Genomic DNA, 13762 nt, shown 5'->3' with positions numbered 1-13762 from the left:
CCGACTACTTGCAAGAGTAGACGGAGTTGCCCCAGACCTTCCGGCACATGCGTCCCTTGTACCAGAAATAGCCCGGTGGCAGCTTTCTGCTCGACTTCTTCTTGGACGATGCTTTCTTGGCAGCCGAAGCGCGTTCCAGCGCCTCGAGGTTCTTTTCGTCGAGCTTCCACTCCGTGAAACCGACCTCCGAATGCCTCAAAAGTGCTGCGTGCTGTGCCTCGTCCAGGTAGCCTGTGCCGGGCATGCCCAATGTCTCCTGCCAGTTCGCTAGGGCGGTGCGCGTGCCCTCGCCCGCTGATCCATCGACTCCATTGGGATCATAACCCAGGGCGGTCAGTCGCGCCTGGATCTCCGCGACATCCTTGCGGGTCAGTTCCAGTGCGGCCTGTGTCTCGCGGCTGGCGGGAGCCCATTCGACCCCTGCCAGTCCCGGATCTCCCATTGCGGATAGGCTGGCCGGGTCCGTCGAGGTTCCCAACATCGCCGCCAGGGATGGCGCCGGGCCCGAGCCACTCGCGTCATCCTCGAAAGTCTCGATCAGAAGTATCTCGCTCGCGGATGCGGTCAGCCAATGCATGCCGGCGGCGCTTCCGCCGTAGGGAGCGCAGGCGTCAAGCGCCGAGGAGACCTGAACAAACACGGTGCGTTGTGCCGAGGTGGGGGTGAGAGGGTCGATCAGTTTCGGCATCGTCGAGACATTTCCCTCCCGGTCGATCCTGACCTCGACGACGATAATCCCGGCTGATGCTGCCTCGCTCTTGCCGACATAGCACTTTCCGATTCTGGGAAGCCCCTCGATCACATCCGGTTGAGGCGCCGTCTGTGCAGGCTTCGAAGCGACAGTTTCTCCGGAAGCTCCGGATTGCGGCGTGTTCGCTGCAGAGACGGACAGATCATCCTCTGTGGCAGCGGGCGCGTTCAGGCGCGAAAAGCTGCTTTGCACCTTGGCAAGGCTGGCTTTCAGCGCGGCAATGTCGAAGCCTTCGATATTGTCCTCGACAACGATCCTTACAGCCAGATCCGAGGATGGGTGGTTCTTGACGATCCGCTCCAGCAGCCGGTTGGCCTGAAGGAGCTTCTCGACTTCGGAGAAATCGAACGGCGCATTCGTTGCATTCGCGAGCTTGCGCGCCTGCGCCAACAAGGCCTCGGGCGTGGTTCCGGGTGCTTCGGCCTCGACCGGCTCTTCGATTTTCCTGGCCTCGATTTCCGGCGGTTGCGTTTGCGGAGCCTCCGGAGGGGCGTCCGATACCGGGCTGGGTTTCGGCTCGGAGAGGCGGGCAATATCCGCATCCAGCTGCGCAACATCCAACCCGTCGATCGTCTCCTGAACGAGGATTTGAACTGCGATGTCGGATGCCGGGAAATCGGCCACGATCCTGTCCAGGATGTCTCGTGTGCCCTTCAGCGCGCCGAGTTCGGATGTCTCGTAGGGCGCTTCTGTCGTCCCGAACAGGACCTTCGCCGCAGCGAAGAGCGACTCCGGCGTCACGCCGTTCGACTGGGCGAAGACCGGCATCGGGGCCGACAGCAGGAGCGAAAAGCACAGCAGCACAAGCCGTCCCCGGCCGAAAAACGCCCGTGGCCACGCCTGTACTGCGAAGACTTCAGCCAGGGGTTTCGGCATTGCGCCCTCCTTGTGGGGTTGCAAGCGACGCCTGCGGGTTCCGGTTTCGAGCCGCCTCATTTGCACACCAGATTTCCGGACTTCGTCCTGATGCAACTCTTCGAGTTCGAGCTCCTCTTGGGAGCGGATTTCTTGGGCGCTGGTTTACGCTGAGGCGCGGATTTCTTTGGTGCCGTCTTCCGTTGCGTAGTGGTTCTCTTCGTGGTCGTCTTCCGTTGGGGCGCGGACTTCTTGGGAGCGGTCTTGCGCTGTGTCGTGGTTCTCTTCGGTGCGGTGTACCTTTGGGTCGTTGTCTTCTTCGGCGCGGCCTTTCGCTGGGTCGTCGTCTTTGGCGCTGTCTTCCTCTGAGTCGTGGTCGTCTTGGGCGCGGTCTTCCGCTGCGTGGGAACGGCCTTCGGCGAATAGGTCTTCTTGGGCGCGGCCTGTTGTCCGGGAACACCGCTTCGCTGGGCGCTGGTTTGCGACTGCGGGATGCCATTGCGTGGAGCTGCCGATGTCCGGGTGGTCGGAATGGGCTGTCGCGCCTCGGAGGCAGATCGCTTGACCACCGGGATTTGCTGTCTCGCGGCGGTTGCCGGGCGGTTCATCGTTGTGGAAAGGCGGACCGCCTCGGCGGCGGAACGTTTCACCACCGGGATCTGCTTGGTCATCCCGGGTGCGCTCACCCGTGCTGTCGGGATCGTGTCCCGGACCATCGGCACGGTTCCCCGCAAAACGGTCGTCGGCCGCAACAGAAACCGGGCCGGTGGTGAGGGCCACTGCGAGACGATCCCGTATGTGATCCATGTGGTGTAATTGGCGATGGAATGCTCTCGCAACAGCGCCAGTTGGGGGCGATCGAGATAGCCGCTCACCGGCAGGCCAAGATCAAGTTGCCAGGAGGAAACGGCGCCGCGTGTGCCGTCACCATAGAGGCCGTCGATGCCGCGCACGTTGTAGCCCATGGAGGTCAGGCGCGCCTGGACCTCGAAGATCTCGCTTCGGGTGAGGCCGAGCGCATTGTAGGTCTCGACAGTCGCTGGGCCCCAGTAATCGGCGGTCTCCGCCACCGCTTCCACAACACTCTCCGCCGACGACAGGACATTGGCAGTGTTGGTGATCTCCTCGGCATTCTCCAGCTGCAAGGCTCGGAATTCGAGCGGGCGAATGCCGGAGGTGGAGGCTGAAACCCGATGCAGGCCGGCCGCATCGGGCCCGTAGGGCGCACAGCCATCCAATGCGGTGATCGCGCTCAAGACAAGGTTGCGTTCGGTCTCCGTAGGCTTGGACGGATCGATCAGTTCCGGCATTCTCGCGACATTGCCGCCCGGATCGATCTGCACTTCGATCACGACCCCTTCTTGCGGATCCAGCCCGGCCTTGGGAACGAAACAGCGTTCCGCCTGTTTCAAGCCATTTAGCTCTTCGCCGGAAGTGCCCGCAGGCAACGGCGTGTCCTTCAGTGGAAACTCGACCGCCGCAATGCCCCTTGCCAAGCCGCTCGCCGCGCCATCGGGGGCAGAGGGAGCCACGTTTTCGGCCGTCTGAACTGCTCTTTCCGCGGAGCCGTTCGACAGGCGATCGCGGGCAAGGCTTGCGACATCCGAGCGAAGTTTTGCTACATCAAGATTGCCGATCTTGTCCTGCATGAGGATCCGCAATGCGATATCGGAGGAGGGGAAATCCGTAACAATGCGATCTAGGCTGATACGGGCTTCATCCAGGTAGGTGGCCTCCTGTGCGTCATAAGGAGCGTCGGTCGCCGCCACGAGTGCGGACGCCCTTGCAAGAAGGCTCTCGGGGGTTTCGACAGAGCCCTGCCCAAGGGCGGGGCCATGTGCCCAAATGGCGATTGCCGAAACCAGGCACAGGCAACAATAACTGATGGAGGGAAACAGGCGTTCGACAATTGCCGTTTCTGCGTCTTTCGTTTCTGATCTCATAATCATTTCTTCCCCCTGTCGAAAATCGGCCTCCGGCCTTGCCCCGCAATCTGCTCTGCTTCGCCGAAAAACGGCCTCCGCGACTGTCGGCCTCCGCTGGCCAGGCCATTGAAAAGGAAGCGCGCCCAAGGATCTCGGCGACGCAGCGAGGATGGAACATCCGGCCACGGCAGGTTCCTTGAAATGGCGGCACATCGGATTCGGGACGGATTGGAGCGCGAGTCGATTTTTGCACGGAAATGGCCGTTGCCGCTCCGAGACAGGCTCGCTAATCGAAATTCCACCCAGGCTGACATTACTCGCATCGTGAAATCTAAAAACGTCGAATCATAATGTGCATATCCTAGGGGAAGGACGAACACGGGAAATGACGCATGGCGTTAAGTCGCAGCGAAGACTCGCGCCCGGAATGGTCCAATTTCCTTATCTGATAATCGTCCAATTCGTCGAAATGGACTTCCTTGGAGTTGGCCATTAGGATTCACCCAATTAATTCAATGGCCTAAATATTTTTTCTCATGATGTTGTCCAAGACGTGATGACGTTCGTGTGAATCGCGCTACCGCCGAAAATGTCCTTTTGGGGCATTCGGAAGGAAGCTTGGTTCACCGCAAGCGATCGACATGTTGAGGGCTTTCGGCAGGTCGCTGGTGCCGATTCGGACGGCGAGGCCGAATGCATGGGCACAGGGTTTCGGCCGAGACACCGCTGGCCCCGGTCGATCATCCGCTCTACCCGGCGCTGCAATCCAGGACCAACCCGCCGCCATCGTAGCTCAACAGCTTGCCGCGCACCGTCACCCAGCTCCGTTCCGGAAGGCGCTGGGCCGCGCTTTCGCCTATGCGGCAGGTTACGCGGGTTGGGGAAATGGACTGATCCAGCGACAGCCCCTGCCGGATGGTGGCCCATAGTAGGTTGTGCGGTTTGCGCGCGAGGAAATCTTCGACAGGGTTGTCCACGCTGACGCGCCAGGAGACCTGAAAGACACCGCGCTCGAATGTCGGGTTCTGCCAGGGCATGCGGAAGCTCCGTCCTTTTGTCAGCGCGACGAGGGTCGGAACCTTGTACGCATCCATGGCATTCGACAGGTTCGGGATCATCCGGTCATTCCGGATCGTCTCGCGCAAATTCGTATAATAGGTTCGGCGGGCGTTATCGACGATGTAGCGGCGGAACTCCCGGGCCGCTTCCTCGCGCAGGGCGAAATCGCGGTTACGTTCCTGCTCGACATGATCGCCGGCGAACGCGGCCGGGCGCGAGGGTACGCCCTTCTTCACGACAAGGTTCAACGGTTTTGGGGCATCCCTGCTGTCCTCTGCCAACTCGACCCGAACCTCGCGCTCCGCACCGGCTACGCCGCAGATCCGCTCGACATAGGGCAGCAAGTCCACGACGATCTTCTCGAACACTGCCGGTTCGCCGACGGCGACCTTTGGCGGGTGCTTCACCAGAATCCTGATCGTGGCAACTTCCTCGGCGGATCCGGGGATGCCGCTCCGCGCGTCTTCACAGACCATCTGTGCGTCCATCGGCTTGGTCGGAAACTGCCATACGATCATACCGTGCTTGACGGACAGACCGCTATGGGCACGCAAGTCGACATGACCCAGTGTTCCATTTGCCTGCATGTGAACAATGGTGCCCGGCGGCTGGATCGGGCCACCGTTACAGTCCTTGCCGATCCAGTAGAAGAACTCCGCGGAGTCGATCTCGGCGAATCCGTTCCCGATACGGCAGTTGTTCCGCGTGCCTCGCTTTCCCAGGAGCCGGTCCGAAACCTTTTGCTTTTCGTCGATCCGAAGCCCGAAGCTTCCCCCGGCATGCAGGATCCAGTCTTCCTTCTCGCTGCCCCTGGCCGCGTTTTGGGGCGCGCGGCCATCGCTGTGAACACGCGCAAAGGGCGCGCCCTGTTTCGACAGCAGCACGTAATCCGCCTCATAGGACAGGCAGGCCACCGGCAATGTGCAATCCGCCGTCCCGCCCTCCGCCAGTTCGACGCAGAGCCGCCGCCCGTCCATCCGGACCTTGTGAGCAGAGCGGCGGCCATCTGTCCCGTAGCGGTTCGAGCGCGGATGGTTTGCTTCGAGATCGCCAAGCACCTCGGAATAGACCGGAACGCCATCGATCAGCCGTTCGATCGACGCCCCGGTCAGCTTGGCGATGTCCCGTCTCTTTGCGGGCTTTCCCAGGGTCTTGCAGAAGGCATCCATCGGATCGGGGCGGTTTTGCGGAGTAACGTGTGCCCCTTGCGCGGCAAGCTCGGCCGCACCCGAGACCGGCTGTGCCTTGACGGCGGGTCCGCCGGCGGACTCGTTCCCGCCCTGCGCAAACGCGAGGTTTGGCAGCATGCAAAGGCTCACGACGGCCAGAGCGCGGCCAAGAACAGACAGATCACGAAGCATGACACCCTCCCCAGAGCTCATTTCGTCGCCAAAGCGCCTCCGCGCTTTTCTGATCCAGCCCGACGACCGGATCGATGCAATGCTCATGCTGGAATTCCCGCAGGGCCCTTCTGGTCCGGGCGCCGATCACCCCGTCGACCGGGCCGGGATTGTATCCGGAACTGCCAAGCCTTCCCTGGAGGGCTTTCGGGTCGTCCTCGTAGAAGTCGAGCAGATCGGTGATTTCCGGTCCGGGTCGCGACCACTCCCCGGGTTCCAGCACGCTCCAGGCAATCGCCCGGCTGTCAGGTTTGCCGTTAGTCATTCTGGTTTCGACGGAGACAATTCCGACAGGTTCGCAGGCCCGGCATCCGTTCAGAATGGTTAAGCTGTGATAGAGAACGGGCGCGCCACGCTCCAACCGGAAATACACGATCCGTCCGCGGCCGAAATCGATCAGGGCCTTCGGGTAGGATCGCTTGATCCTGCGGGCCTCCGCGTTCCAAGGCTGCGCAAGGCCGCGATCAACCCCGTCGAAGTCGAAGTCAACGGGGCGGCCTTCGAGAAACAGGTATTGCTGTGAGTTGGAATTGGCCCAATTCGGGTGAAAGGCATCCAGGACCTGATAGCGCCCGAGATCGCGGACGCCCTCGATGATGACATCGTGCTCCATGATCTGCCCAAGCCGCGCGTAGCGGCGCGCGACATCCTCGGGAAATCCTTGGGAGGCGAGGCACTCGGCGGTGAAGGGCGCGCGTGTGCCGTCCCTTGCGCAGGGCAGGAAGCGCTCGAAATCCCATCCGGTCATCCCGGAGTTGACAAGGTAGTCGCCCGGAGGGCCAATTTCGCGGGCCAATTCGCTTCCTGCCAGCTCCACACCGGTCAGGTGGGCGCTGAAATCGCCTGTTACGCTTTCGAGGATGTAGGAGTCCGCGCCATGATCCTCGCATCGACGCACCCGGTCACATGCATTGCCCGCGGCCCTGTCTCGCCGAAGGCACAGCACGTCGCCGACGACCTCCACCTCTCCGGATACCTCGGGCAAGTTCTCCTGGGAGAAGACGATCAGGCCGCGCGCGCTCTTTGGTCCCTTTCGGGTCAGGTAGTATCTGCCCTCGACCCGCCCGGCGAGTTCGATGTTCATCCGCCCGCCCAGCAGGGTCGAGGCGATCTCATCGCCGGAGAGTGTCGCACCCGGGGCCCGACAGTAGCGCGACTTGAACGCGGCGCTCGCAGTGCGGGTTTCCGCCCGAGTGAGTTCTTGTCGCGCCCAGTCCGGCGCCCTGGCGATGAAATCGTCATCGCCACCAAACCGGTCGAGCCCACGGAGGGCGTCGAAATCCTTCTCCGTCCAGCCCTCGAGCCCGGAGGCGTTGCGCAGCCGGCGCCAGACCTCGCTTCGCGGCTCGCAGCCCGAAGCGAGTTCGATCCCATCTTCGACGCCTTGCGCCCGGATCTTGCCATCCAGAAGGAACCTGTAGGTTCCCTCGCCCGCGTAGCTCAGTTGATGGACCGCTGTGCCCGGCGCGATGCCTTCCCAGGAGCTTTTAACCGTTCCCGGACAGGGTACTGTGTAGATCCGCGTTTCTAGGTTCACGAGATACTCGCCGGCGCCCGCGGTAAACGAACTTGCATCGCCGCCGGGCTGCCTGGACGTGGAAAAACGCTGCCGCGCCATGACGATACCGGTTGTCCGGCACCCCTCTCCGCTGCAACTGTTCTGCTCGACATAGGGACAGGCGGGGTCCGGTCCGGTCAACCGCGCCTGCGCGCAGTTGTCGGCAAAGCGCGCCCGCATCAGTTCGTCGCCGAGAGGTTGAACCTTATCGTCCACCGCTTGCGTCATGCTGCCTGCGGAGGGGCCGGCCTGAGAAAGTTCAAAAGCGATACTGACAGGGTCGAGCGGCCCGAGCACCTCTCCGGACAGCAGCTTCTGGCCGGGAATGGATTCCGGGTGGTCGCGTGCGATCCGCTCTAGGATCGCCTGAATGCTGCGCAGCAGATCGAGGCGCGCTTCGCCCGTCCGGGCCTCGACGGCCTGGTACATCTCCAGCGCTTCGATGAAGAGCAGGTTCGCCTGTTCGCTGGCCCGCAGCGATCCGGGAAGCAGACAAGCCCCCGCCAAGACCATGGCCGCAAGCAGCCCTTTGGGGCGCTTACTCCAGAACAATCTGCGTCTCTCCCTTTTCGGTGCCGGGTCTCACGGCGAGGCTCACCGATTTCCAGTCCGCGTATTCCTGGCGCGGCAGATCGAAACCCTCTGTCGCGCAGTACAGGATCTTCCGGCGTAGCTCGTCCGTCGCATTGATCGCGCTTCCGGAGAGGAACGAACTCGGGATCGGTTGTCCATCCACAGCGAACAGGACCTGCATGGAAACGGCGCTGGTGACATCTTCGGACCCTTTCAGGCATTCCTGTAGCGCTGTTGTCAGGGTGCGCCGCCAGGTACTGGTGCGCGGATGCAAGGGGGCGACCTCCCAGGGGGCTGCCAGTTCGAGAGCGTCCGAGAACAGGAACACTGTCTTCCAGCCACCGACCAGGGTCACGCCGATCTGGTCGGCGTCTCGAAGCATCTCGTTGCCGACAATAAAACGCACCGGTGCCTTGAGCCGCGACAGGCGCCCATTCTCGAAAGTCATGCCGGAAGGGACACGCTCGGAGTGGAGCGCCGAGCAGCCATCGCATTTCTTGCTCGCGGTGATCAGGAACTCGGTGGTAAATACGTCGTTCTTGCCGATCGGGTTGATCTTTGCCTTTGGAACGAACGAGGCGATGAAACTGTCGATGCTCACATGCAGGCCATCCGGCGCCCAATGCGCGGAGAGTTTCATGCGCATATCAAGCCCCTGGTCCTCCTTGCCGCGGAAGGCGAAGTTGCGGGGCTGCGCGTAATAGGCGAGCTTGCTGACGAACTCGGCGCCGCCAGACGCGATCATGGCCCGTTCCACGGCGCGCGCCTTCAGCCAGCCTTCGGGATCCGTCCACCCTGACAGGAAGACACTGTCGGTGCTCCAGTCACCATAGGCCAGCATCCGGTTCCACTCGGGATGCACCACCCCGCCGCGACCGGTGAAGTTTCGTACCTCGAAATGCAGGTGGCAGCCCGTTGCGTGGCGGCTTTCGCCGGTCTGCCCGATGACGGTGCCGAGCGCGATAGCGCCGCCTTCGACGAAGGGGGTGTCCGACAGGTTGGAGAAGAAAGTCCAGGTATCTACGCCCTCAACCTTGCCGTGATCGATCAGGACGGCATTTCCGACCAGTTCGTAATCCGCGTCCCCCGCTTTCACCGTGCGCGTGACTGTTCCCGGGTAGGGGGCGACGACATCGAGACCGCAATCGCCAACGATATCGACACCCGGATGGGTGCGTTGGCCGATCGACGGGAACTCGCCATGACCGAAACCGACGCCTGCGAACCCGTTTGGAACCACCGTGCGGTGCCATTGCTCAAGGTCCAGGTTGGTGGCCGTGTCCTTGCTGGGGCGTGGGCCTGCGGGGGCATTCTTCTCCCATGGGACCGTCTGGTCGAAATGACCCTTAGTCGAACTGGATGGGTTTGCCGCGGTCTGCTTTCGCGGGGTGGCCATCGGCTCGTTGGACGTGTCCTTGTCGGAGGCACTTGCCGTTGACTCCAGCTCTTTCCGTATCGCGGCAATATCGATCGCACCGAGGGCTTCGTCGGCGGCGATGCGCTTGCCGGGAATGGAGGTCGGATAGTCTTCGCCGATCCGTTGCAACTGCTCCAGAACAGCGCGCAGGACGTCTCGGCGCGCATCCCCCTCAAGATCCGACGCGGCCGCGTGCAGCCGGACCGTTTCTGCAAAGAGCAGGTTCGCTTCAGCGCCCTCGTCCTGGGCAAATGCAGGCGAGAAATGCATCAAGCTGATTGCCAGAAGAAATGCCAGTGGCGACAGCCGACAATCGCACCTTTTTCTTTTAACCAACAGAAAAGCCGTTTTGATAATCGAGATCTTAGCCATGACAATACCGCCGTTACCATTTGCAGCTTGCAGTAAGGATAAGGGGGTACAAACCCGGCATTTGACGCGCGTCAGTTGGTCGCGAATGATTATTTCGAAACGAGCAATCGGTCGCAGCCCGGCTATTCAAACCACTTTGACCATTCCCTTGCCTGGAAACTGTCATCGGGACACCGGATGTATCTCTGCCCATTCGGGCTTTGACGGACGCCGTCAACTTCAACGAAGTCGAACACGGATTGCGTTTCGATGAACTCCGTATTGGACACGACGTCGAGCTTCCACTTGACGTCGAACGGAACCAACCCGTCCGCGCATTCCCCCGACCACTGCGTAATTCCGTCACGAATGTCGGTACGGCGGGTTTCACATTGGAAGTTGTAGCTGAAGGTCGTCGACCTCCCTCGGACGATTCGCATGGAAATGTCCGCGCTGCTAGTCAGGTCGTCACTTTCGCAGGAGTAGTTCGAGTTGACATAAAGGCCGGTGCGAAGTGGCGTGTTTGCGGTAATTCCATCCGGCATCGGCATCCCCGCGCATTCGCCGCCGCCTTGTTTGGCGGTGGCGAGCGCCTTGCGTGTGTCGAGATCCGGTTGCCCGGTCGGGGCCAGGCAGCGGCTGCGCTGAAAACGCATCAATGCCTCGCGAGTCTGCGGACCGGGATAGCCATCCGCCGGCCCGGCATCGAAGCCCAGTGCGCTCAGGCGCGACTGAAGTGCCTTGGCGTCGTTCGAAAACACCGCCGGATCGGCCGGCGGTAGCGGGGCGATGCTACAAGGTCGGAAATAGGACGTGGCATCCCGGTCAAGGTGATCGATCCGCAGACTCGCGTCCGTTTCCCTACGGAAACGGAACGCTGTCCGCCAGTTGGTTCCCTCACCATTGCAGGTCGCCTGGGTCTGATGCTCGCCAGCCTCGCGCGGAATCGGGCTGTCGAACTGGCAAGTGCTCTCGTAGAAGAGCACTTTCGCCGCTTCGACCACCAATGGCGCCATCTGGCAGTTGATCTCCGAGGGCTGCTGCATCAGCTCGTATTTCCCAAGCAGACCGGGACGGCCACCCGTGTCGGGGCATCCTTCCTCTGAAAAGGCAGGTTGCGGACCCACGGCCGACCGCAACGCCGCCAGCGTTGCCTCGTCGCGCCGTCCGCTGCGTGTAAGGCACCATTCGGACTGGAAGCGTTTCAATGCTTCGATCGTCTGGTCGCCGAGCACGCCGTCCATCGGTCCGGCATCGTATCCCATCCGGTTCAACCGGAACTGCAGCGCCTCGGGATAGCGCTCGAACTGAGCGTGTTCCCAGCCGCTGCCGCCGCCATTCTCGGCATCAGGGTCAAACTGGAGCTTGGCGCCCGGGGCCGCGATCCCGATATTCCGCCTGCCGAAGAGCCGGCCCCTTTTGTCGAAGTCCAGGTAGCTCAATCCGATGCCGCGGGTCGGGCAGCCCATGCATTCGCTGACCATTTCCTCCAGGATGAAGCGCTGGAAACCGGAGGGCAGATTCCGGTGACCAGCGATATGGCTGAACTGGACCAGGGTCTGGGGATAGGCGCGCAACAGACGTTGGCTCGCTCGGTCCGTGAATGCGGCGCGAGGGGGCCGCGCCGGAGGATAGATGAGCGCGGGATCTCCATTCAGGAGCAGATCCGTTCGAGGATGATTGGTCATGTTGCGTGCCCGCGCCAGATCGACCCGGCCCAGTTCTTCGAACGAGTCCACCCAAAGCGCCCTCAAACCGGTCAGCGCGTTCGCAATCAGGAACGCGACACCGCCTTCCGAGACACCCTTCTGCCTGAAACAAGTCTCCGCATCGGGCCCGGCGCAGCTGGAAATGTTCTGGACGTTGTGCGGGCCGCTGACGATCTCGACGCCCCATCGCCCCGGTTTCTCGGTCGGCGCCGCGGCCCCATGGCTGCCGTTGCTCTGCGTCAGCGTCGGCGTCGGCGTCGGCGTCGCAGGCGTGACGAAACGCCTTGCATTGTCCAGAACGAACGTCAGCTCATCGAGGTCTCCGGCCTCGTTGTTCTTGAGCCACCATGTTTGCAGTTCGTATTTTTGCGCCAAAGTATCGCGCAGAACCTCTTCCAGTTCCGGCCAGATCGGATAGCCGATTCGGCCGCTGGACTCGAACAACCTGCCCGTCAACATGCCCGTCCGGAATGTCCGAAGGATCGACTCGGCATCGGCAGCAATGTCGTCCAGCGCCCGGCGTGTTGTGGCGTCGTAGCCGGTATCAGCTTGCTGCAGGGCGCTGATCTCCACAAGGGCCAGGAAATCTTTCGCCCAGATCCGACTCGCGCCCGTGGCGGGCTTCCCGGCCACACCAATTTCCAGCTGCGCAAGATCGACCAGTGGCGCAATCCATGAGCGCACCAACTCTGCCGTCTGCCGCTTTCCGGCAGCCTCGTGGGCTTCCGCCAGGAGCTCCGTCACGACAGCTGTCACGAGGCCGAAACCAAAATCCGCGGCGATCTTCGACGTGATATCTTCCGTCTGGACCTGGCTGAGAAGAAGCTGGCGCCAGGTTTCACCACTGGCCGCAAACCCGGGGTCATCGGAAAGCGCGGCAAATGCGTCCACGCGCATGAGCGGATCGGCGATCTTGGCGGGATCCGAGAACAGCACGCCATGCGTGGAGGCGCCCGCCCTGTTACCCGGTCCGGCAAAGACCGCCGCTGCGATGACTCCCTCAAGGCTCTCCCCGATGTCTTCCTTGCACGACGCCGACAGATTACGGCAAGCACGTTCGGCGGTTGCGGCGATGGACCGTCTCGTTGCATCCGGCATCTCCCGGGAACGCAGGTCGCTTACAGCGCGAATGGCCGCAAGATCTATCCCGCCGAGCGCGCCGCCTTCACGGATCAGGCGCGCAGGCGTCGACTCCGGAAATTCCTTTTCGATCCGTTTCAGGATTGCACCAATGTCGCGCAGCATTTCGAAGTGGGTCGCGCCGCCGAGTTCGGCAGTAACGGCAAATTTCTGATGTGCTTCGACGAAGAGTGAGTTCGGATCGTCGCTACTGCCCTGCGAAAGGCCGGCCGCCGGAAGAATCAGAAATACCAGAAGAGACCTGATCAATTTCATCGACGTACCTGAGCATAAACTCCATTCAATGCCGAAAGCCTACAACAGCGATATCCGCATCGCCCATGCGGCCAATTCACGAATGTCCGTCGTTAGAGTTTTTCGGACTTCTGGGGCCGCGTTGTAACAGAGGCTCTGGTTCGGTTTCTGTTTGAGCATAGGAGACGGTCTGGACCTGTCGCGGAATTGTGCAGCTCCTTTGAGCACGCATCGTGTCACAAAGGAGAACAGACATGGCATCACGACCGAGCCCGGAGTTCCGCGCTGAAGCGGTTCGGGTAGCATTGACGAGCGGGCTTTCACGCAAGCAGGTTGCCGCTGACTTCGGTGTTGGCTTTTCAACGCTGAGCCGGTGGATACAACAGGAACGCAAGTACCCCGAGAAGCCGACGGCGCAATCCGACCTTGAGCGTGAGATCGCTGATTTGCGCAGAAAGAACCGGCCGCCCCAGGGGGGAGAGGGATTTACTAAACTGAGGAGGATCAGGAATTGATCCGGGGGATCAATTCCCCGACGAAGGCCACCGTGTTCTTCGTGGAACGAAGCAAATGAAGCGCGCTTTCGTCGAAGAGCACCGAGATCAGGTTCCCGTGAACCGGTTGTGCGAGATCATGGATCTAAGTCCACCGGGCTATCAGGCATGGCGCAGTCGACCGATGAGCCGGAGCCAGCGCAAAGACATGGTGATACTGGCACACATCCGCGAGCAGTTTGCTTTGTTGCTAGGTCATGTTGACAAATGGCGGAGCCAGAGGCGGATTGATGTGA

7 protein-coding genes and 1 pseudogene are annotated in these 13762 nt (G+C 61.6%); 2 read left to right on the top strand and 6 right to left on the bottom strand.

Going from position 1 to position 13762, the window contains the following annotated elements:
* Positions 1–4: 4 nt before the first annotated feature.
* The 6 genes from AX756_RS21630 to AX756_RS21605 all read right to left on the bottom strand — a co-directional run bounded on the left by AX756_RS21630 (position 5) and on the right by AX756_RS21605 (position 12993).
* A complete protein-coding gene (locus AX756_RS21630; protein WP_068317010.1) occupies positions 5–1627 on the bottom strand; it encodes a peptidoglycan-binding domain-containing protein in 1623 nt (540 codons plus the stop codon).
* Between the two features lie 56 nt (positions 1628–1683).
* The gene (locus AX756_RS21625; RefSeq protein ID WP_163886726.1) at positions 1684–3555 is read right to left on the bottom strand and encodes a peptidoglycan-binding protein; all 1872 of its coding nucleotides are present in this window, start codon (positions 3553–3555) and stop codon (positions 1684–1686) included.
* 725 nt (positions 3556–4280) lie between these two features.
* Positions 4281–5951: a hypothetical protein gene (locus AX756_RS21620; RefSeq protein ID WP_068317005.1), complete on the bottom strand. Its 1671-nt coding sequence runs from the start codon at positions 5949–5951 to the stop codon at positions 4281–4283.
* Positions 5941–8100, bottom strand: coding sequence for a peptidoglycan-binding domain-containing protein (locus tag AX756_RS21615; RefSeq protein ID WP_068317002.1), 2160 nt, complete (start codon positions 8098–8100; stop codon positions 5941–5943). The genes AX756_RS21620 and AX756_RS21615 overlap by 11 nt, the downstream gene beginning before the upstream one ends.
* Entirely contained in the window at positions 8087–9808 is a 1722-nt protein-coding gene (locus AX756_RS21610; protein ID WP_068317000.1) for a M23 family metallopeptidase, read from the bottom strand. Before AX756_RS21610 ends, AX756_RS21615 begins: the two co-directional genes overlap by 14 nt.
* A 224-nt stretch (positions 9809–10032) precedes the next feature.
* Positions 10033–12993, bottom strand: a complete 2961-nt coding sequence (locus AX756_RS21605; RefSeq protein WP_068316997.1) for a peptidoglycan-binding domain-containing protein — start codon at positions 12991–12993, stop codon at positions 10033–10035.
* A gap of 233 nt (positions 12994–13226) precedes the next feature.
* Between AX756_RS21605 and AX756_RS21600 the strand changes: the two genes are divergently transcribed.
* Positions 13227–13487 (top strand): transposase, encoded by a 261-nt coding sequence (locus AX756_RS21600; protein WP_068316995.1) that lies wholly within the window; start codon positions 13227–13229, stop codon positions 13485–13487.
* Between the two features lie 55 nt (positions 13488–13542).
* Positions 13543–13762: pseudogene (locus AX756_RS26475) on the top strand (hypothetical protein); the annotation flags it as partial.

It is taken from the genome of Aliiruegeria sabulilitoris (genome assembly GCF_001558155.1).
Taxonomy (GTDB): Bacteria; Pseudomonadota; Alphaproteobacteria; order Rhodobacterales; family Rhodobacteraceae; genus Tropicimonas; species Tropicimonas sabulilitoris.
This window is presented reverse-complemented; position numbering and strand designations above follow the sequence as displayed.

Coding starts and splice junctions, on each gene's coding strand:
- AX756_RS21630 (WP_068317010.1), bottom strand. CDS start 1,627: ATGCCGAAACCCCTGGCTGAAGTCTTCGCAGTACAGGCGTGGCCACGG.
- AX756_RS21600 (WP_068316995.1), top strand. CDS start 13,227: ATGGCATCACGACCGAGCCCGGAGTTCCGCGCTGAAGCGGTTCGGGTA.
- AX756_RS21625 (WP_163886726.1), bottom strand. CDS start 3,555: ATGATTATGAGATCAGAAACGAAAGACGCAGAAACGGCAATTGTCGAA.
- AX756_RS21620 (WP_068317005.1), bottom strand. CDS start 5,951: ATGCTTCGTGATCTGTCTGTTCTTGGCCGCGCTCTGGCCGTCGTGAGC.
- AX756_RS21610 (WP_068317000.1), bottom strand. CDS start 9,808: ATGCATTTCTCGCCTGCATTTGCCCAGGACGAGGGCGCTGAAGCGAAC.
- AX756_RS21605 (WP_068316997.1), bottom strand. CDS start 12,993: ATGAAATTGATCAGGTCTCTTCTGGTATTTCTGATTCTTCCGGCGGCC.